Raw genomic sequence first — 26,910 nt, 5'->3', positions numbered from 1 at the left:
GGCGCGTTTGCATCTACATACAGTGTATCTTCCACGACTGCAAGCGGCTCAACCTCAGCAGTATTTATATTTCCTGAAGTACTCCGATATAATAAATAATGCCTTAGGTCCTCCTCCGAATTCGGATTCCAGTGAACTTCAATATCTCCGGTTTCTGAATTCAGCGTCCCGGCTATATTCGACGGAGCATCAGGAGACAGATCATCAACCGAATACCCGCTGACGAAATCAGAGTCGAAAAACAGGTCCGGATCATTTGTGTGTGCCGATACCATAAAATAATGAACCCCATCAGTTGCCGAGGTAGAATCAAATAAAGTCTCTGCTGTGTATGAATACAAAGATAGTCGATGTGCCGGCTGGTTATCTATCCACTCCCACGCCAGATCAACTGCCGCGGATGATGTAGTACGATAAGCCTGACCCGAAAAATCACGCGTAACATTTTCAACACCTTTTACACCTTCCGCCATAACAGCTCCCGGCGGCAAGGCACGCCAAATACTGTAAAAGGGCAGGTTGTTAACATTGACATCAAGTGAAGAGGCTCTCCATCTTAGGGAAACACTTCCTCCCTCGTCAGGTGAAACGTCATCAGCCGACAAGATAACCGGAAGAGCCGCTGATAAATTGATTGCAAATGCCGCATCGGCATTTGCCTGCAGATCAGCTAGATCGGTACCTCCGAGAATCGCAAATACGGCTCTGGCAACTCCTCCAGCCGGAATGTCAAATGCACCTGTAGCTATGACATTCCTTGTGTCAGCAGGCCCAGTTGGTATTGGCGAGAATGATGTAGCTGCCCCGAAAAGTACCTCATCAGAACTTGCTCCACCATTTGTGACCAGATGTCCTGTAACGTCATCATTAAGAATGACAGTACCATAGTAGTTTTGATTGTCTTCACCGTCGGTTGAATACACATAGCTTAGTCCTCTCGTATCATCATAATCGCCCATATCATCAAAAGCACCGCCAACATCCCAGTCATGCGCTAAACCGACATGAATTCCCGTCAGGTCGCTGCCTGATTCATTTGTGATAAAATAGTCCAATATAACATAGTCCAGATCAGGTTCCGTAGATTTGGAATGAGTTATTTGTGTTATAGAAATGCCTATCGGATTTGGCGCTCGCCTGTCATTGTACCGAGTTATAAACGCCTGATCGAATCCTTTAAGATAACTTTTTAGCGGAAAGATCGGGTTAACAGTGCCAAATTCCCGATTAAATAAGCCGCCGGATACCTGAGAGATCGATTGAGCAACGAATAAATCAGCTTCGAATAATCCGTTTTCTCCATTGAACTGAAAACCTGCCGCATTCCGTGCCAGCACTCCATTATTGAAAATAGCTAAGACAGTATTGTTATTGTTATGTTCAAGTGATTGAATGGGTACTGCATCTATCCATACATTAAAAGTAGCTTCTGAAGTACCAAAATCATTAGATACCAACAGAGCAAAGTTGTGAAAACCATTCTGTCCCTCCACCGGCGTCCATTCGATGAGACCTGTTTCAAAGTTAAAAATCATCCCACTTGAAAGTGATAGAATGGTTATAACCGGAGACGGCCATCCCGTTATAACAGGTTTGAAAGTTAATAATTCGCCGACAACTCCAGCCACTTGTCTTGGAAAGATCTCCGCCGCTGCTTCAACCGCGTCACCCGGCGTAAATCCAACGAACTCCGCTCCAGCTTGCACCACTAAATCATTATTATTGTCAGTAGAATCAATGGTAGCTGAAACACTTTCAACGGTTCTGCCTTCATTAAGCGGCCAGTAACCCGCTAGTCCTGTCTCATTTCCCACAAGTGTCGTATTCATTTTAGCCTGGATCTCAGCTTCACTGCGAGTACTGTTCCATAAACGAACTTCATCTATCAGGCCGTTAAACCGTTCTCTTAATATTAATCCGCTTATGTAAAATCCTACATCACTCGACCCGATATTATCAGTGTATGGCACTTCATTTACAAGATTACCATTTATATAAAGTTTGACTGAAATCCCATCATATGTTCCCGCTACATGCGTCCACACACCGATCGTAGTTGTTTCCGGGTCAGAGGCTATCCCAAAATTAGCCGGCACATTCCCATCAGAAATAATAAATGAATACCTTGGGGAATCTCCTTCGCCAAAATTGTCAATTGAGAGAGAATATGATTGGAAGGGTTCCTGGAGATAGGGTCTGATCACAATTCTATGACCGTTTCCGTTTTCCGGTAATCCCATTGGGAATACCCATGCTTCAACTGTGATAGAATCGCCTGTCACCATGAAAGCAGATGGATCTGCGTTGAGGTTGATCGGAAATGCGTCTCGCACGCGAATTCGTCCAATTCCTCTTAAATTAGCTGATCCCAAATTCCCTACCCATGCATTTGATTCAGCATATCCTATAGCAAATTCAACCTCGTCATCAGGATCGAATCCAATTCCACTGTACCACATCTGATATTTAGCTCCATCAAAGATCACGTCAGACAGAAAGGTGATAATAAAATCCCATTCAGGAATTGGTCCGGGAACTATAACCGGATTAGCTTCATCTTTACTCCAGATGATCCCGTCTGGCGATGTTGCATAACCTATACGCGAAATCCCTACGGCGATCGGATTTCCCAGATCAGATGAATCATTACCTGTGTACCACATTTCATAGGAGCTGCCGTTATAAATTACAGATGAGTATGCAAGAGCTTCGTCGTCCCAACTTCCCTCCAGACCTAAATCCAGAACAGGATTGCCTCCGTCTTTCGACCAGTTTACTCCATCGGCTGAGGTTGCATGGCCTATTCGTGTGTTGGTACTGTCCCATCCGGTGTACCACATTAGAAAAGAACCGTCTTTATATATTACCCTCGGATTGAACACTCCGTCACTCTCCCATGTTCCTGCAAGTCCGCCGGAGAGAACCGGATTTGAAGCATCCTTCGTCCAGGTAATTCCATCCGGTGAAGTTGCATACCCGATCTTGGACCTGATTCCATCGATCACATTATACCACATGTGAAAGGTGGAATTAACGAGAACAACTGAAGGACCGCCGGCAGAATGTTCATCCCAGGATTCCACAGGACCGGGCTCAAGCACCGGATTTGAAACGTACTTTGTCCATGTAAATCCATCAGGTGATGTCGCGTAGCCGATACCTTCCAACGAATCCAATGTGGAATACCACATATGGTAGGTTGTTCCGTCAAAAAGCGTTCCCGTAGCTACTACTCCGGATGAATCCCACTCTCCCGGTGATCCGCCAGATAAGACCGGATTGCCGGAATATTTCTCCCACGTCGTTTGGGCCTGCATTCCAGTAGGCGCAAGGATCAGGATGATTCCTATCATAACGAGCAGAAAATTGCTCCTGTTTGAACTGAAACATGTTTTTGTATTTTGCTGTATACGGATCATGAGGCACCCCTTCCTGACCAGTGTCGGTAAGCACACCAGTACCACTCGGGCACTCGTCAGAAACTCGAGGGGCTTGCATATGTGTTGGCTTCCGGCTAAGGAAGCACTACAGAGAAGTCAGACGGGACCGTGACCAGTGCCTTAGCGGCACGGCGTTGCCTTTTAATAAGCTCATAGAATCTTAGAGTAAAAGGCTACGAACACAAGGTACAGAGCGTTGGGGAGTTTGTCCAGATAATACTTTTTATCTACCCGGATAATCTTTCCCGAAGGCATGGAAAATCCAATGCTTCCAACTGCACCTTGCCGCCAGATAGCAGGTCCGGCGACCCACCGACAGCTGGATAGGCAGCGTATCCAGCAGGCGTCCGGATGGGAGGCTATTTCAGGCCTGAAAGGCGGGCTATGTTACTTCAGCAGTTTTATCTTGATGGATTGCATAAGCCTGCTGGGGCCGCAGTCGTGAAAAACTGCTCAGTTAGTGCGTATTTTCAAAATTTCTCGTCGTGACAATTATTATTATGAGTCCGGCGGGATTTCTAATCTATAGAGGGGAACAATGAGACCAGCGGACTAATATCCGCACGTGGTTGCTGATCATTTCCCGCTCATCCTCCAATTTCCGATGACCATTTTTATCGGAAATCAGAAGTCCCTAGCCACATATGATTCGCCCTCCAGCCCAGCCTGCGTTAGGAACTCCCCCAGCAGCCGGGGCTGGTAGGAACCCAGCTCTGAATCCCCCGCCAGCTGGTCCCCACTAGCTCCCCGTCCGCTCCTGTGCTGCCGGCGAGGCCAGGGTCACCCTGACCCAATGTTTGAGCGGCTGGCTCAGCTGACCACGGCCGGCGCCGCCGCGACCGCCGGAGAAGCCGCCCCGGCCACCACCCGGCGCGCCAAATCCGCCCCGGCCACCGCCCCGGCCACCGCTGCCGAAGCCGCCGGTGGGCCGCCTGAGGCCGGTGGCACCCGTCCCGCCGCCCTCATACCCGATGCTGATGGTTTCGCCGGGGGAGGCGTTTAGGGCATGGGGGTTCTCGGCGGAGGAGTTGAGGGGTATGCGCAGCTCGTAGACGAACTGACCCAATTTTGAAGCCACCTCCACCTGCAGGCCGCTCTCGCCGCCGCGGGTGATGCGGGCCAAATCGTCCCGCTCGGGCCCGGTGACCTCAATCCACAGCTCGGTGGCAACCATCTGCTCCAGCAGCTCCTCGGGACCTGCTTGCCCGCGCCGATTCCACCGGCCCCAGCCCTCCTCCTGCAGCCCCATGGTGATCGCCCCGACGGGATAACGGATGCCCAGCACCTTTCTATTGCGACCCTGGGGATCGAACCAGACGGTGAGGCCGCGGCTCATGATCTGCATCAGGGTGCGCCGGTCCAGCGAACTGAGGGTCACGTAGAGATAGTCGCTGTCATTCATGACGCCCAGGGCAACCGACTGGCCTTCAGGCTTTTGCAGCAGGCCCTGCCACTCCGCCTGATCGCCGTCCACGGCCACGCCCTGCCGGGTCCAGCTGCTGACCAGACCCGACTGACTGCAGCCGGCGAACAATACGATCAGCGCAGCCGATCCGGCGGCGCGAAACGCGGTGCGGCTCATGATCGCCCGCCTCCGTCCAGGCTTACCACCGCCAACCTCGCTGCTGGCGTCGATGGGCTCGGTGGTCAGCGCCCCTGTGGTGGCCCATGAGCCGGTGGTCGAAGATCTGCCGCTGCTCGGGGGTCAGCAGAGCGCGAACATCAAGCTGCTGATGGACGCGCAGCTTACGCAGGGCCCCTTGCTTGGCGGTGAGCCGCTCCACGGTGCCGTTGATGGCCCGGGTGTCGGGCTTATCCGCCCGCATTTGATTGCCGAGCGTGAGCTCGAGTTTCTGCAGGTCGGCCCGCAGGTCGATGGCCTGGGATTGGAATGCTGTGCGCAATGCCATGATCTGCTTCTGCTGCCGGGGCTCGAGGTTCAGTTCCTGCATGGGCCGCATGTTTCCGTCTCCCATGCCGCCCATAGGCTGAGCAAGCACCAGCGACGCCAACGCGAGCGGCACTAAAAGTATGTACTTTATCATCGGTAAGGTCCTTGTGATATTTTGGAAAAATTGGTCATCACGGTCTGTATGGGATTAGACCCCGCGCGTGGGCAAAGGTTAAGTGGCGGCCCCAAATACGGTAGTGCGCGGGAGCCAATTCTGCTTACCTTTCATTTCGTTTCCAGCCCACCGTCATGGTAATAGTGTCACCCACAGCTGTGCCTGATCCGCTGGAGCCCGGCGGCAATAGTCCTCTGCGGGCAGGCCCATGAATCACCCCCTTGACTTGTGGATTCTCGCTCTGTTCCTGGGCGCCACCGTGGCCTATGGCATCTGGTCGGGGCGCTACAGCAAATCCACCAGCGCCTACTTTTTGGCCGAGCGCAGCATGCCGTGGTGGGCCGTCATGTTGTCGCTGGTGGCCACCGAGACCTCGGTGCTGACCTTTATCAGCGTGCCGGGCATCGCCTACCGGGGGAACTGGTTTTTCCTGCAGCTGGCCTTCGGCTACATCCTGGGCAGGGTGGCGGTGAGTCTGCTGCTGTTGCCGCTCTATTATGCCCAGGGAATCACCTCCATTTACCAGTACATCGGGCAGCGCTTCGGGACGCAGGTGCAGCGGTTCAGCTCCGCCATATTCCTTATGACCCGCCTGCTGGCAGACGGTGTGCGTTTCTTTGCCACGGCCTTTCTGATGCAGCAATTGCTGGGCTGGAGCATACCGCTGTCCGTGCTGGTGCTGGGGGCCGTGACGCTGATTTACACGCTGGCCGGCGGCATCCGGTCGGTGGTGTGGATGGACACGGTGCAGTTCATGCTCTACCTGGGGTGCGGACTTGTCTCGCTGTGGATCATCAACGATCTGCTGGCCGGTGGCCTGGGGGCGGGCATTGCTCAACTGGCGAGGGAGAGCAAGCTGGGGGTGTTTAACCTGCAAGCCGGCGCAGTCTTCTCGTTCAGATCGGCCTATGCCTTTCCCGCGGCCCTGCTGGGCGGCGCGTTCCTGTCCTTTGCCTCGCACGGCACGGACTACATGATGGTGCAGCGCCTGCTCGCCACCCGCAGCCTGAAGGCCGCCCGCATGGCCCTGGTGGGCAGCGGTGTGTTCGTCACCTTCCAGTTCGCCCTCTTCCTGTTGGTTGGGAGCCTGCTGTGGGTGCTGTTCCAGGGCGAAGCGCTGGGGGTGGATCAGGAATACCCCCGCTTTATCGCGGACTATTTGCCCACGGGACTGAAAGGGATTCTGCTGGCGGGGGTGTTGGCGGCGGCCATGTCCACCCTCAGCTCGTCCATCAACAGCCTGGCCTCGTCCACGGTGAATGACTGGCTGAAGCGCACCGATGACCTGCGCCTGTCGCGATTCATCAGCCTGGGGTGGGGCCTGGTGCTCATGGGAGCGGCCCTGCTTTTCATGCTGGTGCCACGGGACAGCCCCGTGGTCGTGCTGGGGCTACAGATTGCCTCCTACACCTATGGCGGCCTGCTGGGACTGTTCCTGTTGGGCCGCACGGGCACCCGCTTTCACCCCACCGCCCTTATGGCTGGACTGCTGGGCGCGGCAGCGGCCGTGCTGGCGCTCAAGGGGCTGGGCATCGCCTGGACCTGGTATATCATCGCCGCCACCGGCGTGAACATGGGGCTGGCCTATGGCGTGAATCTGGTTCTGATGGGACGGGCCGCTAAGGATGGGGCGTAGGGGCATGGTGCGCGATCTGGCTACGGCAGCCAATTCCTTGTCTCATGGACAATAGCTTAGGGATTCATTCGGGCAGATTCTGCTGATGTCCCGATTTTGCCAAAAGTAATAGGTTGACGTAAGGCACACATAGGGATATATTCAGTTGTGAAGTACCTCAACTGGAGCCCTGAGAAAAATGAGTGGCTCAAGAAAAACCGAGGTATTTCGTTTGAAATCGTGGTTTTCCAGATTGAAGCTGGCAACATCCTCGATATTTTGGAGCACGCCCATCAGGAGCGGTATTCCGACCAGAGGATTTTCGTCATCGAATTCGAAGATTACGCCTACCTGGTTCCCTTCGTTGAAGATGAGGATGAAGTTTTTCTCAAGACGATTATTCCCAGCCGGAAGGCGACAAGGAAATACCTAAAGCGAGGCTGATCATGGCGAAGCAGGATAAATACGAGCGAGAGATTGAGCGCTCGTACGAGCATGACGAATGGAAATCTGCTCCAAAGGCCAAGGAATTGAAGCAGAAATATGCTCAATATACTCGCAACACATTTCGGAAGAATAAACGAATCAATATTCGGATTTCTGAGTGGGATCTTCTCAGGTTGAAGGCCAAATCGATTGAGGAAGGCATCCCCTATCAGACTATGGTGGCGAGTCTCATCCACAAATTTGTGAAAGGCAGCCTCGTAGAGCCCAGCTGACCTCATTCAGCTGCGATGCAGCGGCCATGATGGCGGCTTATTCTACGGGTTGGCCAAATCGGATGCCCGGCAAGCCCCCGCGTCCTCAGAAACGCATACAACCCCCGTCAGGGAAAAGACTGAACCACGATCACGCATGATTATGGCTAGCTTGGCCCTCCTGACCAGCTGAATGAAATCCACGCCGCGATTCAACATCGCCGTCTCCCAGGGCCTCGGCCCTGGCCGGGCTCGCTGTGGCTCCGCCGAGGCTCCCGGCTACGGGGAGGCCGTAGCCGCCTACGGCGAGCTTAGTCGCCACGGCGAGCCGGCCAAGGGTGAGGGGGAAGAAGTAGATTGAACAGAGCTATTTTATACCAGTCTGCACGGAGTATAGGAGCCGGCTTCATATTGGCTACCCTTTTCGGGGCCGGCCCGCCCGATGCTGACTGGCGCTACTCCCGGGTTTACGAACCCGCCAACCCAACGGGGCAATTCTTCAGCACCATCCCCGGCCTGGACGTGCTGGAGAACGACGATTTCGCGCCGCTGAAGGGCAAGCGGGTGGCGGTGGTGAGCAATCAGACCGGGGTCAGCCGTCGGGGCGAGCACCTGCTGGACCTGCTGGACAGGGAGCCGGGGGTGACTTTGGGCGTGGTCTTCGGCCCCGAACACGGGTTCTACGGCCAGGCCTCCGACGGCGCCAAGCTGGCTGACACGGAGGACAGCAGGACGGGCGTGAAAGTGTACAGCCTTTATGGCCAGACCCGCAAGCCCACGCCCGATCAACTGGCGGGTATCGACGTGGTACTGTTCGACATGCAGGACGTGGGGGCGCGCTACTATACCTTTGCCAGCACGCTGACCCTGGTCATGGACGCCTGTGCCCGGGACGGGGTGCCCATCTGGGTTCTGGACCGGCCCAATCCCGTGCGGGGCGATTTTATTGGCGGGCCCCTGATGGAGCCCCACTATGCTTCGTTTGTGGGTATGCACCCTGTGCCCATCCGCCACGGCCTGACCCTGGGAGAGCTCGCCATCATGATCAACGAGGAGGGCTGGCTGCCCACTGGCCGCCGGGCGCAACTGACGGTGGTGCCCCTGCTGAATTGGGCTCGCACGATGTGGTGGGATGAGACCGAGCTGCCCTGGCTTGCGCCCTCGCCCAACATGCCCACTGCGGAGACCGCCCTGGCCTATTTGGGCACCGGCCTCATCGAGGGCACCAACCTATCCGAGGGCCGGGGCACCCATGAGCCGTTCCTCATCAGTGGCGCGCCGTGGATCGACGGCCGGGGGCTGGCGGACATGCTGAACCGGAAGCAGCTGCCGGGCGTGGACTTTGAGGCGACGGTGTTCACGCCCAGGTTCATCAAGGGGATGGCCGAGAACCCGAAATATCTGGACGAGGCCTGCGGTGGCGTGCGCCTGAAGATCACCGACCGCGAAACCTACCGGCCGATCCACACCGCGGCCGTCATGCTGCATGTCATCCGGGAGAATTACCCCCACCAGTTCCACTGGCGTCGGGATAGCATCGACCGGCTGTGGGGCTCGGACAAGCTGCGCCACTATATCGACTACGGCCGCCGGATCGAGGGGCACCCTTCCACGTATGCTGGCGACCGCGACGAATTTTACAGCCGCCGCAAGGGCTATCTCATCTACGCCGACTAGCAGCCCCGTGGGTGGGATTCCTTGGGGCGGGAATGATTCCGGCTTAAACTCGCGCAGCGGCCCCAAAATATGATTTTGTGAAAACTCAGGTCACGCCATGGAAACTCCGCTCACCCAGCGCCTGGCCGCGGGGACACGATATGTCCTGCTGCTGGGACTGCTCTTGATGCCCAGTGGGTCGTCCGGTCAGGATGAAGCTGCCGTCCCCGAGGCCAAGCGCACCAGCATATTTGTACTGCCGGCCATCAATTTTAGCGATGACCTGGGGTTCGGCTACGGCGCACTGGTCCAGTGGGATGACAAGCGCAGCGCCGACTACCAGCCCTATTACCTGTCCCACCGCGTGCTCATCCAGCGGACGACACGGGGCATTGCGGACTACTACTACCGGCTGGATAGCAAGTACCTGCTCCCCCGGGGGCTGCGCCTGACCGTGGAGACCCGCTATCGCGTCAGCCTGTTTGAGCCTTACCACGGATTGGGCGGCGCCCAAACCCGCTACAGCGTCAGCTACCACGATGAAGACTCCAGCGACTACCGGGGCAAGTTCTATTACACGTACGATAAGCGGTCTATCCAAGCCAACGTTCTGGTGCAGGGCGGCGGAGAGCGGCTGCGCTGGCTGGCCGGCGTGATTCACCTGTCCACGGCTGTGGACACCATTGACTACGCCCGTCATGATGAGGACCCTAGCTTCCGAAGTCTGCTCGCCGGAGAGGTGGCTCTCGGCGGGGTGCAACTGGCGGGGGGCCGGGAGAGTGGCCTGGCTGCCGGGCTGGTCTGGGACGGCCGGGACCATGAGACGACCCCCACCCGCGGCATCTGGTCGGAGGTGCTGCTGCGCTGGGTGCCCGCCGTGCCCACCAACGATTATTTCTATACGGTGGTGACGGCAACCCACCGTCACTACGTGCCGCTCTACCGTAACCTGACCTTCGCCTACCGCCTGAGCGCCAGGGCCATGTCGGCCGGCGCGCCATTTTTCTCCGTGCCGAATATTGACGGCTCATTCGCCATGGTGACGGGGCTGGGCGGTTACCGGACCCTGCGGGGGGTGTTGTGGCAGCGCGCCGTTGGCAGACGGCTGTTCTACGGCAATTTTGAGCTGCGCTACCGCCTGCTGCCGTTGTGGCGCAGCGGCTACCTGGCCTGGAGCGCTTTCCTGGATCTGGGCAGGAGCTTTGACGCCGCACCGCCTGATGAAATGCCTGACGCAGGCGAGTTTAGCGACCGCTGGCACCGGGGCGTGGGCAGCGGGCTGCGGCTGGCCCCCCACGCGAGCCTGGTGATTGCCTTCGAGCTGGGCTGGCCCATGGAGCCGCAGTTGGACGGCCCCGGCATGAAACTGTATATCGGCGTGGACTGGCTGTTCTAGCGGACGCGATAAAAGGAGCCCTGGCATGAACAGCACACCGGTCCATCGACGCCGCAGCATGTATTCCTGGGCCATGTACGATTTCGCCAACTCGCCGTTCACGACCATGGTGGTGACGTTCATTTACGCCACCTACTTCGCCAAGGTGATCGCCCCGGATGCGATAACCGGCACGGTACTGTGGTCACGGGGCGTTACCATCACGGCCCTCACGGTGGCCTTCCTCTCACCGTTTGCGGGCGCCCTGGCCGATCGGGGGGGCTACCGCAAGCTGTTCCTGCTCCTCGCCACCGCAGTCTGCATCTTTGGCTCGGCCATGCTCTACAGGCCGCTTCCGGGACAGATCACCCAGGCCCTGATGTGGTTCGTCATTGCCAACATTGCCTTTGAAATGGCCAATGTATTTTACAATTCCTATCTGCCGGACATTGCCCCGCCGAACCGGCTGGGTTGGGTGTCGGGCATGGGTTGGTCGCTGGGCTATGTCGGCGGGTTGGTGGCCATGATCTTGTCCCTGGTAGGCCTGGTCAATGCCGACGTGCCCTGGTTTGGCTTCAGCAAGGAAGCGGGCCAGAACATCCGGGCCACCAACCTGCTGGTAGCGGGCTGGTTCGCAATTTTCGCCGTGCCCATGTTCCTGTGGGTTAAGGAGGACCGATCGCAGGTCCCGCGCACCAAAGAGCCGATTCTGCGGGCCACGCTGCAGCAGTTGGCCGAGACGTTCAGAGAGATACGACGCTACCGTCAGGTGGTACGCCTGCTACTGGCGCGCCTGATCTACAACGACGCCTTGGTGACTATTTTCGCCTTTGGGGGCATCTACGCCGTGGGCACCTTCGGATTTTCCATTGAGGAGGTCATTGTTTTTGGCATCGCCCTGAACTTCGCGGCCGGGATCGGTGCCTTTGCGTTGGGCTACGTCGATGACGTTTTGGGCGGCAAGCGGACCATCCAGCTGAGCCTGATAGGGCTGATCCTGGCGACCCTGCTGGCCGTTGTGGCCCCTAACCGGCTTGCGTTCTGGATTGCGGGCATGGGTATCGGGCTGTTCATTGGCCCCAACCAGGCTGCCAGCCGGTCGTTGATGGCGCGCTTCACCCCGCAGCACAAGAAGGCGGAGTTCTTCGGGCTGTTTGCGTTTTCAGGCAAGGCCACCGCCTTCGTGGGCCCCCTCCTGCTGGGCGTGCTAACCCAGGCGTTCCAGTCCCAGCGGGCGGGCATCTGGGTTGTGCTGGTGCTGTTTATTGTTGGAGCGCTGCTACTCCGCAGAGTGGAAGAAGCGGAAGGGCTGCAGATGTCAAAGCGGCAGCTGTGATGGCGAAAGCCCCTCCTTCCAGGCCGGGAAAAGCATATATGTGCGGGCACCCTATCCGGGCTGCTACCCCCAGCATCATGTGGCGTTGATGCAAAGCTATACAATGGGTTGTGTAGGTGATACATTTTTTAGATCATGGATTACTTTAAGCCACAGCCGTAAAACCCAGCCCTGATCAACGATTACTCTTGACTTTTTATGCTGCGGATATATATATTCAGACCGGGTTTTGCCTCAAGTATGCGGTATCTTGCTCCCATAGGATTGATCGTGCTGGTATTTGCCATCATGGTGGGTGGCAGTTACGATGACCACGGGGTGGCGCAGACTGCCCTGCGGCTGGTGCCGACGGAAAATGCCCAGCCGGAGCTCATCGTGTCCACGCTGGGCGCGTTAAACGGGATCCAGGCGGTGGACCTATCCAGGGTCGATCATCGGCTGTTGATCACTTACGACAAGGGGCGCATCTCCCTTGCCGACCTGCATCACATTCTGATTTCCCTGGGATACAATTCGGTGCCCATTAAGGAAGCCAAGGTCAGGGCCGGCATGTAGCTGCCCGGCTCAGCAGCTGGAGGAAGCGATAACTTTAGCGTCCGGTTTGCATGGCCCGGGCGTTTTTTTGTGCCTGAACGAGCGGGGAGTTCTGCCACACTTGCTGTGCCCGGGACTGGAGTCGAAGGCTCACCGTAGGCGTGGCCTCCTGGCTACACCGAGGCCCAGCACGTCTTTATGATTGTCAATGGGAAACAGCTTCCGATCATAGGAAGCCTTTGCCGTGCCCGGGACTGGAGTCGAACCAGCACATCCATAAGGACACTAGACCCTGAACCTAGCGCGTCTACCAATTCCGCCACCCGGGCCGGGCGCCTGCCGCTGAGAATTATGAGCTACAGGCTGCGGACCGGAAGCTTACGGGCAGTACGATTCTTCAGTCAAGGGGATTAACCTTGAAGCCGGTTCCACCCCGCGTCTAAATTCCTGCCACCCCGAGTGAGCGCAGGAAAGCATATTGTGGCCACCAATCGCAAGGCGCGGCATCAGTTCCATATTGTCGAGACCTACGAAGCGGGCCTGGTACTGTTGGGCACCGAAGTCAAAGCATTGCGGGAAGGCAAGGTGAGCCTGATCGATGGCTACGCCCGCTTTCAGGCCAGCGAACTCTACCTGCTGGACATCCACATCGGGGCCTATTCGCATGCCAGTGTTGCGGACCACGATCCCCTGCGGGAGCGCAAACTGCTCCTGAGCAGGCGTGAACTGGGCAAATTGCGCAAGGCCGTGGAGGTCAAGGGCCAGACGCTGGTGCCGCTGTCGGTCTATTTCAAGGGCGGCTGGGCGAAGGTGGACCTGGCCATAGCCGTGGGCAAGCAGCTGCGCGACAAGCGGCGCGATCTTGCCGACCGGGATGCCAAGCGGCAGCTGGAGCGGGTCATGAAGAGCCGGCGGGGGGCCCGGCACCGATGACGATGCCGCCGGTGAATGAACAGCTGGAGCTCCTGCGGCGGGGTGTCGAGCAGATCATCCCCGAAGAGGAGCTGGTGCAGAAGCTGGAGGCGTCGCTCAAGTCCGGGCATCCGCTGAAGGTGAAGCTGGGCTGCGACCCCAGCAGGCCCGATCTGCACCTCGGGCACACGGTTGTCCTGCGGAAATTGCGTCAATTCCAGGATTTTGGGCACGAGGCGATCCTGGTGGTGGGCGATTTCACCGGCATGATCGGCGACCCCACCGGGCGCAACAAGACCCGGCCGGCCCTGACGCTGAAAGAGGCGCGGCAGAACGGGCAGAGCTATTACGATCAGGCCACCCTCGTATTGAGCAGCGAGCGCCTGCGGATCGTCTACAACTCCGAGTGGCTCTCCAAACTGGATTTTGCCGACCTCATCCGGCTGGCCTCAAAAATCACCGTGGCCCGGCTGCTGGAGCGGGACGACTTCACGCGCCGCCTCAAGGAGGGCACCCCCATCTCATTCCACGAACTGCTCTACCCCCTGGCACAGGCCTACGACTCGGTAGCCCTGGAGGCCGACGTGGAACTGGGCGGCACCGACCAGACCTTCAACCTGCTGGTGGGGCGGGATTTCCAGCGCGGCATGGGGCAGTCGCCGCAGGTGATTATCACGACCCCCCTTATCGCCGGGACCGACGGCAAGGAGAAGATGTCCAAGTCGCTGGGCAACGACATCGCCCTCACCGACTCCGCCGACCAGATGTATGGCAAGCTCATGTCCATTCCGGATACGCTGATTCTGCCCTACTTCGAGGCTTGTACGGCCGCAGCTCCGGCTGAGCTGGCGGCGATTGCCCAGGAGCTGGCCTCGCCGGGCGTCAATCCCAAGGCGGTCAAGGAGCGGCTGGCGGCGGAGGTCGTGACGCTGTATCACGGTCGTGAGGCGGCGATCCATGCGGGGAAGGCCTTCGACGCGCTGTTCAGCCAGGGCGAGCCGCCCGCAGACATGCCGGAATATCGCATCGCCGCCAAAAACATGTTTCTGGTACAGGTCCTGAAAAATGCCGGACTGGTGGCCTCCAACGGGGAGGGCCGGCGGCTCATCGCTCAGGGCGCCGTGAAACTGGATGGCGAGGCGGTGATCGATACCGAACGGGTGTTGCAGCCCGGCAGTACGGGCATCCTCAAAGTGGGCAAACGCAGATTCTTAAGGCTGGTCGATTGATCCCAGCCGGGAGGTAGACGTGCGGGATGGGGTGACATCATTTGCGGCGCGCTGGCACTTCGCCAGCCTGGCCCTGCTGACCGCCTGTGGCGGGGGCGAGCCGCCGGCGCATACCACGACGGTCCTGGATGGCGCGCTGTGGATGCAGCAGTCGGCGGAGTACTGGGCGCTTGCCACGCAGACCTATACCGTGGCCCAGGAGAGGCTGGACCAGGCCCTGGACGACCGCAGCTGGACGGCCGCCCTGGAGCAGGGGTCAGGATATGAGCAGCTGCCCCCGGCCGTGGTGCTGGATGTGGACGAAACGGTGCTGCAAAGCACCTCCTATACCGCCGAAAGGATCGCCGCGGGGGGAGGCTACACGCTGGCAACCTGGCGGGACTGGTATCAGACCGGTGGTGGCAAGCCCGTGCCGGGTTCGCTGGACTTCTGCCGTTACGCGATCAGCCGGGGCGTGGCAGTCTATTTCGTCACCAACAACCGGGACACGCTGCACACGCTGGTCTCCGCGGCACTGCGGGAGCACGGCTATCCCGTCCGCGATGACAACAGCAATGTCATCACCCGCTCAGATGTGCGCGACAAGGGGCCCCGGCGCCGGGCGGTAGCGGCGGAGCACCGCATCCTGCTGATCTTTGGCGATGACGGCAACGACTTCGCCACTGATCTGGGGAACGGCGTGGGGGCCGAGCGGGCCGCCGCCGCCGAGCGTTATAGCCAGCGCTGGGGGCGATCGTGGTTCTTGCTGCCCAATCCCATGTACGGCTCGTGGATGAATTCACTTTTCGAAGGGCTGGACGCAGAGACCCCCACCGAGCGTTGGCGGGCCAAAATGAAGCGGCTACAGACCCAATAACCGTACACAGGACAGGGGCATTATGCAACTCTCTCCCGGCGCAAAACGGCGCAACCGGCTCTGGCTGATGGTGGTCTTCCTGCTGCTGGTGCGGGTGTCCGCCGATGACCTCGCTGCCGCCGCACCTGACGGGCCCACGCGAGCCAGGTCACTTATTCTCGTGATTGCCGACGGCATGGGCATAGGCCAGCACACGCTAGCCTACTACTTTGGCAGCCGCTACCCCCTGGCACGGTTCGAGCACGTGGGGCTCATGACCACCCATCCGGCGGTGCGGGAGCGCGTGACCGATTCGGGCGCGGCGGCTACCGCTCTAGCCACGGGGCATAAGACCGACAATGCGGTCATCGGTATGGACGCCGCAGGCAACCGGGTGGAGACCGTCCTGGAGGCGGCGGAGTCTGTGGGGATGGTGACGGGCCTGGTGAGCACCGCTGCCATCACCGATGCCACGCCAGCCGCTTTTGCAGCCCACGTGCCCAACCGCGGTTTACAGGAAGAGATTGCCCGGCAAATGACGGCGGCCGGCATCGAGGTGCTGCTGGGGGGTGGCCGAAAGTATTTCACCACCGATGCCGCCGGGAACGATCTTCTGAAGGGCCTTGCCAGCCGGGGCGTGCAGGTGGTTCACGAGCTCGCCGACGTACAGGCTGATGAGCGGCCCCTGCTGGGCCTGTTCGCTGGTGGCGAGATGCCCGTTCCGCCGCGGCGAACCCCCACCCTGGCCGCGATGACGGCGGTGGCGCTCGACCGTCTTAAAGGCCACCCCCAGGGCTTCTTTCTGCTCATCGAGGATGAAGGCACCGACACCCAGAGCCACCGCAACAATACCGCTGGCGTCCTGGCTGCCCTGGACGACGTCATGGCCACGGTTGAAACGCTGCTCGATTACCAGGCCACGCACCCCGAAGTGCTGCTGATATTCACCGGCGATCATGAAACCGGCGGCCTGATGCTCAATGGAAAAGGTAGCAGACCAGGCCAACTGAAGTGGACGACGCACGGCCACACGGGGAACTTCCTGCCGATATTCGCCAGCGGGCCGGGCAGTGCCGCCTTCGATGCCCTGCTGGACAACACCGAGGTGGGGCAACTGCTGTTGGACTTCATCCGGCAACCTTAGGCGGGCCTGCCGACGCACCTGGCCTGGACGTTCGGGGCGTTGTCAAGGCGTTCCATGGGAGCCGGGTCGTGGATGAGGTTTCCTTCCGCGTGGAGCCGGGGAGCATCTTCGGTCGGTTGGGGCCCAACGGCGCGGGCTGTACCAGAAAACGCGCCTGAGGGAGACCCTGGTCTACCTGGCCCGGGCACGGTAGGGGATATCAGTTCCGGCAAACACACGGGCAGCGGTGCGGCCTATCCCTATGTTTGTCGTCCAGCCGATGGAACCACCGCGCCCTCGGAGCGTAAATCCGGTAGCCTTTGCCTCACCCACGCCATTGGCGATAACTTCAGGGCGGAATTTTGGGCAGAGGCTCATTCTAAGAAGTAAGGAGCAAGGCTGGTATGGGAAAGAATACGGTTGAAATTTCCGAGGAGAACTTCGAGGAGCAGGTTTTGGGCTCTGACCAGCCCGTGCTGGTAGATTTTTGGGCGGAATGGTGTGGCCCCTGTCATATTGTGGCACCCATCATTGAAGAGGTGGCGGCTGAATACAAGGACAAGATTGTTGTGGGCAAGCTCAACGTTGATCATAACCCCGGTGTGGCCGCAAAGTACGGTATCCGCGGGATTCCGACGATGTTGCTGTTCAAGGATGGACAGGTGAACAATCAGATTGTGGGGGCGGTCCCCAAGGCACATATTGTGGAAATGGTAGACGCGGCGCTCAACTCGTAATCAGGGAATGGTGTCCGAGTCTCGAAAGGTTGTCATTATCGGCTCCGGCCCGGCCGGACTTACGGCGGCGCTGTATGCCGCCAGAGCCCAGCTGCAGCCGCTGGTCTTTGAGGGCACACAGCCTGGAGGCCAGCTGATGATTACCACTGACGTGGAAAATTACCCCGGCTTTCCCGACGGCGTTTTGGGGCCGGCGATGATGGACCTGTTTCGCGAACAGGCGCAGCGGTTTGGCGCAGATACGCGCTTTGAACATGTCACAAGAGTGGACCTCTCCGAGCGTCCTTTTAAGGTTTGGGTGGGGGACGAGCTCACCAAAGCCGAGTCGCTGATCATCAGTACCGGCGCTACGGCGCGGCTGATGGGCCTGGACGGTGAAATAGAGCTCATGGGTCACGGGATTTCCGCCTGTGCCACCTGCGACGGTTTCTTTTTCAAGGATAAGGACGTGCTGGTAGTAGGCGGCGGCGATGCGGCCATGGAAGAGGCCCATTTCCTTACCAAGTTCGCCAGCAAGGTGACCATCATTCACCGGCGGGATAAGCTGCGTGCTTCCAAGATCATGGAGCGGCGCACGCTGGGCAATCCAAAGGTGGACATACACTGGAATGCGGTGGTTGAACAGTTGCATGGCGACCCCCAGAACGGAGGGTTCACGGGCGTCAGGCTGAAGGATACATTGACCGGGAAGCTGGAAGACGTGACCAGCGACGGTTTGTTCATTGCCATCGGCCACATCCCGAATACAGAGCTGTTCGTGGGGCAGCTGGAGACCGATAAGCGCGGGTATCTGGTGACGCAGGACAAGTCGTCCCGCACCTCCATTCCCGGCGTGTTCGCCAGTGGTGATGTCCAGGATGCGGTCTACCGTCAGGCCGTCACCGCCGCCGGTACCGGCTGCGCGGCGGCCATCGACGCGGAGCATTTCCTGGCGGGCCAGACCTAGGGGCGTTTTTTCAGCTGCAAAAATCGGCCGTTCGAGGCACGGCGCAAAGCGGCGTGCAACACACTTTCAAATCCATTTTGACCGACATCGCCTCCCGAATCCCGTCCCGAAGCTTCGGGAATCGGGACAAGTTGCGGTTGCCGCGGTAGGGCCTTATGGGCGTAGGACCGGGCCGGCCGCGCATTGGAATCCTGCTGACGGGGCAGACCCTGGCGCCCATCCGGGAGCGGTTCGGCGATTTTGCCCGCTGGTTTCAAGAGCGCGCCGGGGCGCCGGCAGAATACCAGGTACACGCCCTCCATAAGGGCGACGCGGTGCCGTCCACCAGGGACTCGGATGGATGGATCATCAGCGGTTCGCCCGATTCGGTAAACGATCCCCTAGCGTGGCTCCCACCGGCCAAGGAGCGGATTGCGCAGGCAGTGGCAGCGGGGCACCCCATTCTGGGAGTCTGTTTCGGGCATCAGTTGCTCGCAGCCGCCACCGGTGGGGAGGTAGGGCTGAATACCGCGGGCTGGGAGCTGGGCGCAGGCCATGTGCAGCTCACCGCTGCCGGCGCCGGGTCGCCACTGTTTCACGGACTGGACCCACGGGTGCCCGTGTATGAAAGTCACCAGGAGCTCGTGACCCGGCTGCCAGATGGGGCGGAAGTATTGGCTGCCAACGAGATGGGGTTGCAGTCATTTCGGCTGGGGGCTCATGCGTTTGGCGTGCAGTTCCATCCGGAGTTTTCAGCCCAGATTGCCCGAATGTATGTTAAACTGAGGATGGGCGACGGCGAGGCGGCCGCCGCAATCAGCGAGCACCACGGCGATCCATCACACGAGGTGTTGACCAACTTTATTCGTTTCATACTGCAATAGAGGCAGGGATGCAGCAACCACTTTACGAGATCAAGAACATGTCCGCCAGCATCAAAGGCGTGGTCGTACTCTCCATCTCCAATTTTGAGATTCATCGCGGCATCACATATGCCATCATTGGCCCACCGGGCGCTGGCAAGACGAGCCTACTGGAAGCTTTGGCGGGCCTCAGGCCGCTATCCGAAGGCTCGATTCAGTACGATGGGCAGGCACTGACCGGCAGGCGGTCGATTGACAACTTCAAGGACGAAGTCTGCTACCTGCCGCAAGCGCCCGTCAGGGGTTGGGCGGCCCGTGGCACGGTGGAGCGGTATATGCTCAGCGGCATCCGCACGGCCTCCTGGTCCACCGATTCGGCGGACAAACGGCTGCAGGAGCTGGCCCGCCCCCTGAACTTGACCAGCAAGCTGGCGCGGTCGGTGAAGACGCTGTCACCGGGAGAACGGCGCAAGATCGATCTGGCTATCTGCCTGGCTTCGGATGCAAAGGTGCTGCTCCTCGATGAGCTCGAACTACACCTGGGCGTAGAGGATCTGGCACAGGTGAAGCGCCAGATTCAGAGGAAGTGTGGTTATGAGGGCACCACTGTCGTGCTGTCAACCCTGTCGCCCAATACCCTGCGCGGCATGACGGGCGTATCGGTCACCCTGGATCGGGGCCGTATTGCCTCGATTCGATCTGTTCGTGAAGGCGGACGGGGCCGGCAGAGCCAGACATCCGGGCGCGGTGGCGGCCGCCCGACCAGGAGCGCAAGCAGGCGGGGCACAGCCAGCCGACAGCCTAGGCGTCCGTAGGCAGTCAGTTGGTTCCCCTGTCATTATACTGGAGCCCCGATTTCGCCGCGCATGAAGTCAGCCCCGGGCATCCTGAATCGGCCCGCCGCCTCCAGGCCATCGCTGACCGGCTCCGCGCTACCGGCCAGTGGGCAGCCTACCGCCAGGTGGAAGCCCGGCCAGCGACCACCGAAGAACTGGCTCTGGTCCATCCGCGGGCCTACATCCAGCGCGTGGAGGATTCCATCAGGGCGGGTGCGCGCACGGTGGATTCCGGAGACACCGAGGTTTCGGCTGGATCGTTCGATGCCGCACGCAAGGTAGCGGGGGCGGGGCTACAGGCCGTAGATGATGTGCTCGCAGGCAAGACTCAGTGCGCCTTCATACTTGGCCGACCACCGGGACATCATGCCCTGCCTGGACGTGCCATGGGCTTTTGCCTGTTCGCCAACGCGGCCCTGGCAGCCAACTACGCTCTACAGACCCACCAGCTTGAGAGGGTTGCCATCATCGACTGGGACGTCCATCACGGCAACGGGACCCAGGAAATATTTTATGAATCGGAGCGGGTCCACTATACCAGTACACACGAATTCCCCCTCTATCCCGGCACTGGCCGGGCCGACGAAGTAGGTCGTGGCCCCGGCAGGGGCACCACACTTAACTTCCCCCTGGCAGCGGGGCATGACGATGGTGATTTTGTGGGCATTCTTGAAGGGCCGGTGGCCGACGCGCTGGCTGCATTTGCGCCGGAACTGCTGCTCATCTCCGCAGGATTTGACGCCCATGAGGACGACCCGCTGGGGCACATGAACATCACCACGGACGGATTTGCACGCATGACCGGGGTCGTGGCCCAGCTGGCCGGGGAACTGTGTTTTGGCCGTATCGTCTCATTCCTGGAGGGTGGCTACAACCTGGACGGACTGGCCGGATCCGTCGCCGGGCATCTGGCGGTGCTGGCAGACAGCGGGCAGGCCCGTTCAGACCCGGGCGGCTAGGGCGGCGTTGTCCCCGCGCTTTACGGCGAAAGGATGGGCATGAAGCACCTGTATCGCTCTCAAGACAACCGCATACTCGCCGGCGTGTGTGGGGGTCTGGGTGAGTATTTCGGCATCGACCCGGTGCTGGTTCGCCTCGGGTTGATTCTGCTGACCCTGGTCTGGGGCATCGGCCTGGTCCTGTACGTGATCGCCTGGATCATTATCCCCGGCCGGCTGGACGACAGCCCGGCGAGCGCTGAGGCCGATACCCGACCGGCGTCGGGCAGGGGGCGTTTCTGGTGGGGCTTGGTCCTGGTAGGCTGCGGTGTGGTCCTCTGGGGTGGCATACGGTACCGATTCAGCTATTGGCCCATCATGCCAGGCCTACATCTGCGGTCGCCTGGCATTGTTCCCCTGGCCCTGGTAGTGGTTGGGCTTTACCTCCTCTATACCTTTGGCCGGGCCAGCTCGAAAGATGCCACTTCGGAGGCCAAGCACTTGTACCGGAGCAGGTACGACAAACGCATCGGCGGCGTGTGTGGTGGCATTGCGGAATATTTCCAGATTGATGCCACCCTGGTGAGGGTCCTCTTCGTGGCGGGCAGCCTTTTTTACCTGGCCACGGGCCTGATATACCTCGTACTTATGATATCATTGCAAGAACAGCCGTTTGAGCCGGCCGGCGCTTCACCGTCCGCCGCATCCGGCCGGGTTACGGCCCCACGGAAGGGTGGCAAGACGGGCAAGGCAAAGGGCTGAGCCTGCGGCCTCGCCATCTGCGCCTGAACTTGCACAACTAGCGGTAACACCATGCTCCCGGACCGTTTTAAGCAGCTGCGCGAGTCGTTCACCAAGCTGCGCCTGGTGGTGGTGGGGGATGTCATGCTGGATACCTATTATTGGGGGGGTGTAGCGCGCATCTCACCGGAGGCTCCCGTACCGATCGTATCGGTGGACCGCGTGGAGCATCGCCCGGGCGGCGCGGCCAATGTAGCCTACAATCTGATTTCCCTGGGCGCGAAGGCGGATCTGGCCGGTGTCGTGGGCAGCGATGCCGCAGGCAGCCAACTGACGGCTGCGCTGGCATCCTATGGAATCCCCGCTACCCTGCTGACCGACCCCCAAAGGCCAACCACTCACAAGATTCGGATCATAGCTGACTCCCAGCACGTGGCGCGGCTTGACGAGGAGTCGGAACAATGGCTGGAGGAGTCATTGGCCGCTGAGCTCTGTGAGGCTGTCCGGCCGCTGCTGCCCGGAGCGGACGGCCTGATTCTTCAGGACTATAACAAAGGCACCCTGCCTGAACAGGTTATCAGGCAGCTGTTTGGCTGGGCCCGGGAGGCGCGCTGTCCGGTGTTTGTCGATCCCAAGTTTGCCAATCTGGACGCCTATCACGGCGCAAGTCTGGTGAAGCCCAACTTCACCGAGACGGAGCACTTCGCCGGTCGCAGCCTTCGAGACGAGGATGACATTATTGCGGCGGGGACCGAGTTGCGGCAGCGTCTGGCAGCAGAGGTATTGCTCATCACCCGTGGGCCAGCAGGCATGAACCTGTTCGATGCCGAGGGGCATCATCCTATTCCCACCCGCGCCCGGGAGGTGGCAGATGTGTGTGGCGCCGGGGATACGGTGCTCAGCAGCTACGCCCTGGCCTCGGTTGCGGGTGCGAGCCCTCGCGAGGCGGCGGAGTTGGCCAATTTTGCAGCCGGGACCGTTGTGGAAGAGATGGGGGTCGTGCCGGTCGTGCCGGAGAAACTTGAAAAGCTTATTCAGCACCATGCGCTGGCTTGATGCTGGCCCGCTCCAGGCCATCAGTTTCATGCTCGGTTTGGCCGGATTCGCGGCCGCCCAGCATATGCGCTACGAGCCCGAAGACTGGCAATACTTTCCCAGCACCGCGACGACCACGTCCGTGTCTGAAGGAACCGATGGCCTCTACTTCAGCACCCTGGATGGGCTTCTGTTTGCGGACCGCTTCGCGCGGCAGCTGGATCACCTGCCCGAGATCAATATGGGCCTGCCCTCACGCCGCCTTTACCAGGTCTACGTCGACGCATCGACCGAGGGGCTGTGGGTGGTTCATGAGCAGGGCGTCTCCTTCAGGCTGCGCACGGATGAAACCTGGCGAAACGTGCCGTTTCATGCCCTGCCAGACTACTTCCGGGGCCAGGCGGTCAGACGGGTAGGGGGCTCATTTGACGGCATTTGGCTCGACATGGATGGTGTCTATACCCTGCTCAACTCGTTTACGGGAGAGTTCATGCGCCGGGATATCGTACCACCCCCTGGCCCCGTGGAATGGAACACCAGCCGGGCCAATTTTTTCGAGCCCCCTGACGTGCTTGGATGGATTACCAGCGGACCGTGGACCACCGGCATCACAGAGTTCAACGGACCCGGTTTCATGACCACGGTGCCTACTTTTGTTTACCACGATCATTCCGATAAGGTCTGGTACGGCACGGTGCTGGGGACTCTGTTTCGGGGCGATCCCTTCACCAAAAGGCTGGAGTCATTTCAGGCCGGTATCGCACCGCAGCCGGTAACGACTCTTTACCGCGATGGGGATCGCACCTGGTTTGCCGATAACGCTTTCCGGCGAACAGGTTCCCGTTCCACCCGGCGCGGCACCTATTTTCTCAGCGTCTGGGATGAAAGAACATCATTGTGGCGCTACCATAGCGGGCTGGTTTCCGAGGCTATCCGTGATATCGGGGTCAACGACATGCTGCGGGTGGGGAGGCAACTCTGGCTGGCGACGATGGGTGGCATCGTGGTACTGGATACCCGTAATGAGTCCTGGGGCTTCGTTGGCGCCGACGCCGGGCTGCGCGACCGGGCCGTATGGGACCTGGAGCGCTACGGTGACGACATATTTGCCGCCACCGCCCGCGGCATCGACCGCATCAGCCCCAAGACCCAGCGAGTCATTTCCGAGGACAGCACGTCGATATCGCCGCAGACAGAGGTCTATAAGCTGTACAGCACCGGCGGGATCCTATACGCCGGAACAGCCAGTGGGGTCTATGCGTACACCAGAGGAACGGGGCCCCAATGGCGGCGGATCTCTGCATTGCCGGCCATCAGCATCTCGGGCAGCGCGGGCAGCCTTTACCTGGTAGCCAACAACCTGGTACATGTCCGCGACCGGGCAGGCGGAGACTTTACACTCCATCCAATTCCATTGACGGGGGAGGCAAGGATTCTGGAAATCACGGCATATGGGTCGTACATTTGGTTAGCGACCTCCAGTGGCGCCATGCTCTATAGTCTGAGTAATAAGCAGCTGATAAAATTTGGCCTCCGGGATGGACTGCCTTCCGAGGTTGTGTATGCCATTGAGCCGGCGGCGGATTGGGTCTGGTTCCTCACGCAGGAGGGAGTGGTGCGATTTAACTGGGGAGCATATTTTGACTAGCCGGCTGGCTGCCGCGGCACTACTTGTTTACGCGCTGTTGGGCGCTCACCAGGCAGCAGCGCAAGCGTTCCAACGCAGGCAACCGGAATCGCCTTTGCAGCTCGCGGTGGTCCAGGCACCCACGTTGCTGGCTGATTCGGTGCTGCTCACCGTGTTTGCCAGGATACCCCTCGAACGGCTGGTATTCCTAGCCCAGGATGATGGCTTTCGGGCTGCGTATGAGCTCTCCGTTTTCGCTGTGGCCGAGGACAAGATGGTTCGCGGCACCCGGATTTGGAAGGAAAGCGTGATCCGGACGGCCTACAAGGATACCCAGGCTGAGGACGAGTATCATACCTCGCAGGCTTCGTTCGTGCTGCCTGCGGGCAAATATGAAATTGTAGCTAACCTCTGGGACAAGGATAGCTCCCAACGGTATACTGCCCGGGAGCAGATTGAAGTGCTGGACTATCCTTTGGGTGAGCTGGCGCTAGGTGATGCCGTGCTCATCTCCGGAATAGAAAAATTACCCGGGCAGCGCGACCGACTTATCCCTTACCTAGACAACCTCGTATCCGATGAGGCGGACTCATTCCGGGTCTACCTGGTGGTGCGCAATCCTTCCGAGGATTCCACGCGCGCGGAGGTGACCTACGTTCTGGAAGCTGAGAAGAAGGATACGCTGAGCGATACGACCGGGCACCTTATGCTGAGCGCGGGGCTGTCGACCCATGTAATCCCGTTTGCCGCGAGCGAGTTGAAAAAGTCAAATCAAACGCTGACGATTCGCCTGCAGGTCGATTCACTCATGGCAGAGCGCACGGTAACTATACGCAAGGAGTGGACCGGTCTGGCGTCATCCATCGATGACTTGGACCTGGCCATCAGACAGACGCGTTACCTGGCGAGCCGGCAGCAGCTGCAGAAAATGCGCTCTTCCAAGGGTGAGGCCCAGCGCGAGGCGTTGATGAAATTCTGGCAGGAGCTCGACCCCTCGCCCGGTACGCCCCGCAACGAACTGATGGACGAGTACTATCGTCGGGTAGCCTACGCCGATGCTCACTACCGCAGCTTCCAGCCCGGCTGGCAGACGGACCTGGGCATGGTCTACATCATCTACGGCCAGCCCGACGATATTGAGCGGCACCCGTTTGACGTCCGTCAGAAGCCCTATCAGATCTGGTTCTACTATGGCAAAGGGTGGCGCTTCGTTTTTGTGGACGTTAATCTGTTCGGCGATTACAGGTTGACGACCCCGCTCTATCCAACTCGGACCTACTAGGGCTACTGCCCGCACCTTGTCCAGCCGTCGCTTTTCATACTCCCGGTTCTCGACCTTCGACCAGTGCCCGGCGCGTTACCGGATGATCTACCTGGAGGGACGCCCCACCGCGGGCGAATCCATCGAAGCCTTTCTGGGTTCCCGCCTGCACGAAACGCTGGAATGGCTCTATCGCGAGCGAAAGGGGAGCCGTGCAGTACTCTTCGATGCCCTGCTGGAGCGCTACCGCGAACTCTGGCGCGAAGCCTGGCACGCCTACATCCATATCGCGGACCCGGCCTGGAAAACCGATGACTACTACCAGCTGGGTCAGCGCAGCCTGGCCGGTTATTTCCGGCAGCACGCCCCCTTCGATGAACCCGTGGAAGGCGTTGAGCGCACCATCAGTTTCGAGGTGACCTCGGGCCAGCAGGGGGGCGCGGGGCAGGCGGGTGACGGGTACCTGATGACCGCCATTCTCGATCGGCTGGACCATCACGGGGCGGGGTGGTGGTCCATCCACGACTATAAATCGGGCAAGCGCATGCTCACCGCGTCCAACGCTGAAAAAGACCTGCAGATGAAGGTCTATTTCCTGGCGCTGACGGAGTCGCAGCCATCGGTGGAGCGGGTAGACGTTGTGTGGCACTATCTGCGCCACGGCAGAGAGCTGCGCCTGGAGAGCGTCGGCTGGGATCCCAAGCGTATCGCCGCCATGGTCAGGAAGCGCATCGACAAATTGCGAGCAGCTGAGGCCGAACCCAGCCTGCTCGCACCCAAGGAATCCATCCTGTGCAACTGGTGCTATTACTGGGATGTCTGCCCGGCCAAGCAGGGACAGACCCATCCGGCAAGGTTGGCGGATTGAGGGCGGCACAAGCGGTGGGAGGCAAAATGCTGTCAGTATTGAATTTGGGCCTGCCCGCAAATCGTAATCCTAATTCATCCACCCTTACAGATAGCCCCTATCCGTTTCCCGATGGTGTCTGAATTCCTCCATCTAGGTCGCTGGACCATCCACTTGCTCCAGTCGGGCACCTTCGGGCTGGATGGCGGGGCCATGTTCGGCTCCGTGCCCAAGGCGCTGTGGGGGCGCAGCAATCCCGCCGATGAGGCCAACCGTATCGA

26 protein-coding genes, 1 tRNA gene and 1 pseudogene are annotated in these 26,910 nt (G+C 59.5%); 24 read left to right on the top strand and 4 right to left on the bottom strand.

The features are described from left to right. The 3 genes from IH971_05795 to IH971_05785 all read right to left on the bottom strand — a co-directional run. A partial coding sequence (locus IH971_05795) for a hypothetical protein (GenBank protein MCH7497345.1) occupies positions 1-3,419 on the bottom strand: 3,419 nt, incomplete at its 3' end. A gap of 760 nt (positions 3,420-4,179) precedes the next feature. Then, positions 4,180-5,022, bottom strand: coding sequence for a hypothetical protein (locus tag IH971_05790; protein ID MCH7497344.1), 843 nt, complete (start codon positions 5,020-5,022; stop codon positions 4,180-4,182). Between the two features lie 22 nt (positions 5,023-5,044). After that, positions 5,045-5,485, bottom strand: coding sequence for a periplasmic heavy metal sensor (locus IH971_05785; GenBank protein ID MCH7497343.1), 441 nt, complete (start codon positions 5,483-5,485; stop codon positions 5,045-5,047). Between the two features lie 229 nt (positions 5,486-5,714). On the opposite strand from IH971_05785, the gene IH971_05780 reads away from it, so the two are divergent. The 8 genes from IH971_05780 (at position 5,715) to IH971_05745 (ending at position 12,741) form a co-directional block, all read left to right on the top strand. Beyond that, on the top strand, positions 5,715-7,142 hold the full coding sequence (locus tag IH971_05780; GenBank protein ID MCH7497342.1) for a sodium:solute symporter: 1,428 nt from the start codon (positions 5,715-5,717) through the stop codon (positions 7,140-7,142). A 147-nt stretch (positions 7,143-7,289) separates the two neighbouring features. Further along, positions 7,290-7,565, top strand: coding sequence for a BrnT family toxin (locus IH971_05775; protein ID MCH7497341.1), 276 nt, complete (start codon positions 7,290-7,292; stop codon positions 7,563-7,565). Beyond that, positions 7,565-7,840: an antitoxin gene (locus IH971_05770; GenBank protein MCH7497340.1), complete on the top strand. Its 276-nt coding sequence runs from the start codon at positions 7,565-7,567 to the stop codon at positions 7,838-7,840. Before IH971_05775 ends, IH971_05770 begins: the two co-directional genes overlap by 1 nt. A gap of 172 nt (positions 7,841-8,012) precedes the next feature. Further along, positions 8,013-8,180: a hypothetical protein gene (locus tag IH971_05765; protein MCH7497339.1), complete on the top strand. Its 168-nt coding sequence runs from the start codon at positions 8,013-8,015 to the stop codon at positions 8,178-8,180. 50 nt (positions 8,181-8,230) lie between these two features. Next, a complete protein-coding gene (locus IH971_05760; GenBank protein MCH7497338.1) occupies positions 8,231-9,496 on the top strand; it encodes a DUF1343 domain-containing protein in 1,266 nt (421 codons plus the stop codon). A 97-nt stretch (positions 9,497-9,593) separates the two neighbouring features. Then, positions 9,594-10,871 (top strand): BamA/TamA family outer membrane protein, encoded by a 1,278-nt coding sequence (locus tag IH971_05755; protein ID MCH7497337.1) that lies wholly within the window; start codon positions 9,594-9,596, stop codon positions 10,869-10,871. 25 nt (positions 10,872-10,896) lie between these two features. Then, positions 10,897-12,186: an MFS transporter gene (locus IH971_05750; GenBank protein ID MCH7497336.1), complete on the top strand. Its 1,290-nt coding sequence runs from the start codon at positions 10,897-10,899 to the stop codon at positions 12,184-12,186. Between the two features lie 240 nt (positions 12,187-12,426). Continuing rightward, a complete protein-coding gene (locus IH971_05745) occupies positions 12,427-12,741 on the top strand; it encodes a hypothetical protein (protein ID MCH7497335.1) in 315 nt (104 codons plus the stop codon). A gap of 224 nt (positions 12,742-12,965) precedes the next feature. On the opposite strand, the gene IH971_05740 is transcribed toward IH971_05745, so the two are convergent. After that, positions 12,966-13,049 (bottom strand) — tRNA-Leu (locus IH971_05740). A gap of 130 nt (positions 13,050-13,179) precedes the next feature. Here IH971_05740 and smpB point away from each other — a divergent pair. The 16 genes and pseudogenes from smpB to IH971_05660 form a co-directional block, all read left to right on the top strand. Beyond that, on the top strand, positions 13,180-13,653 hold the full coding sequence (gene smpB, locus IH971_05735; GenBank protein MCH7497334.1) for an SsrA-binding protein SmpB: 474 nt from the start codon (positions 13,180-13,182) through the stop codon (positions 13,651-13,653). Beyond that, positions 13,650-14,861, top strand: coding sequence for a tyrosine--tRNA ligase (locus tag IH971_05730; protein ID MCH7497333.1), 1,212 nt, complete (start codon positions 13,650-13,652; stop codon positions 14,859-14,861). The genes smpB and IH971_05730 overlap by 4 nt, the downstream gene beginning before the upstream one ends. 31 nt (positions 14,862-14,892) lie before the next feature. After that, entirely contained in the window at positions 14,893-15,717 is an 825-nt protein-coding gene (locus IH971_05725; GenBank protein ID MCH7497332.1) for a hypothetical protein, read from the top strand. 22 nt (positions 15,718-15,739) lie between these two features. Further along, positions 15,740-16,840, top strand: coding sequence for an alkaline phosphatase (locus tag IH971_05720; protein ID MCH7497331.1), 1,101 nt, complete (start codon positions 15,740-15,742; stop codon positions 16,838-16,840). A 383-nt stretch (positions 16,841-17,223) separates the two neighbouring features. Beyond that, on the top strand, positions 17,224-17,556 hold the full coding sequence (trxA, locus tag IH971_05715) for a thioredoxin (protein ID MCH7497330.1): 333 nt from the start codon (positions 17,224-17,226) through the stop codon (positions 17,554-17,556). A gap of 7 nt (positions 17,557-17,563) precedes the next feature. Then, on the top strand, positions 17,564-18,502 hold the full coding sequence (gene trxB, locus IH971_05710; GenBank protein ID MCH7497329.1) for a thioredoxin-disulfide reductase: 939 nt from the start codon (positions 17,564-17,566) through the stop codon (positions 18,500-18,502). 155 nt (positions 18,503-18,657) lie between these two features. Beyond that, a complete protein-coding gene (locus tag IH971_05705; protein ID MCH7497328.1) occupies positions 18,658-19,365 on the top strand; it encodes a gamma-glutamyl-gamma-aminobutyrate hydrolase family protein in 708 nt (235 codons plus the stop codon). Between the two features lie 8 nt (positions 19,366-19,373). Further along, entirely contained in the window at positions 19,374-20,159 is a 786-nt protein-coding gene (locus IH971_05700; protein MCH7497327.1) for an ATP-binding cassette domain-containing protein, read from the top strand. An 8-nt stretch (positions 20,160-20,167) separates the two neighbouring features. Beyond that, positions 20,168-21,139 carry a histone deacetylase gene (locus tag IH971_05695; protein ID MCH7497326.1) on the top strand — a complete coding sequence of 324 codons (972 nt, stop codon included), beginning with the start codon at positions 20,168-20,170 and terminating at the stop codon, positions 21,137-21,139. A gap of 39 nt (positions 21,140-21,178) precedes the next feature. Next, a pseudogene (locus IH971_05690) lies at positions 21,179-21,349 on the top strand (PspC domain-containing protein). A gap of 147 nt (positions 21,350-21,496) precedes the next feature. After that, a complete protein-coding gene (locus IH971_05685) occupies positions 21,497-21,880 on the top strand; it encodes a PspC domain-containing protein (GenBank protein MCH7497325.1) in 384 nt (127 codons plus the stop codon). A gap of 51 nt (positions 21,881-21,931) precedes the next feature. After that, positions 21,932-22,915: a bifunctional hydroxymethylpyrimidine kinase/phosphomethylpyrimidine kinase gene (locus tag IH971_05680; GenBank protein MCH7497324.1), complete on the top strand. Its 984-nt coding sequence runs from the start codon at positions 21,932-21,934 to the stop codon at positions 22,913-22,915. Next, positions 22,902-24,542, top strand: a complete 1,641-nt coding sequence (locus IH971_05675; protein MCH7497323.1) for a hypothetical protein — start codon at positions 22,902-22,904, stop codon at positions 24,540-24,542. Before IH971_05680 ends, IH971_05675 begins: the two co-directional genes overlap by 14 nt. Continuing rightward, positions 24,535-25,803 carry a GWxTD domain-containing protein gene (locus IH971_05670; GenBank protein MCH7497322.1) on the top strand — a complete coding sequence of 423 codons (1,269 nt, stop codon included), beginning with the start codon at positions 24,535-24,537 and terminating at the stop codon, positions 25,801-25,803. Before IH971_05675 ends, IH971_05670 begins: the two co-directional genes overlap by 8 nt. A 16-nt stretch (positions 25,804-25,819) precedes the next feature. After that, positions 25,820-26,650 carry a PD-(D/E)XK nuclease family protein gene (locus IH971_05665; GenBank protein ID MCH7497321.1) on the top strand — a complete coding sequence of 277 codons (831 nt, stop codon included), beginning with the start codon at positions 25,820-25,822 and terminating at the stop codon, positions 26,648-26,650. Between the two features lie 111 nt (positions 26,651-26,761). After that, on the top strand, positions 26,762-26,910 hold a 149-nt coding region (locus IH971_05660; GenBank protein MCH7497320.1), incomplete at its 3' end, for an MBL fold metallo-hydrolase.

It is taken from the genome of Candidatus Neomarinimicrobiota bacterium (genome assembly GCA_022560655.1).
In the GTDB taxonomy this organism is placed as follows: Bacteria; Fidelibacterota; Marinisomatia; order SCGC-AAA003-L08; family TS1B11; genus JADFSS01.
This window is presented reverse-complemented; position numbering and strand designations above follow the sequence as displayed.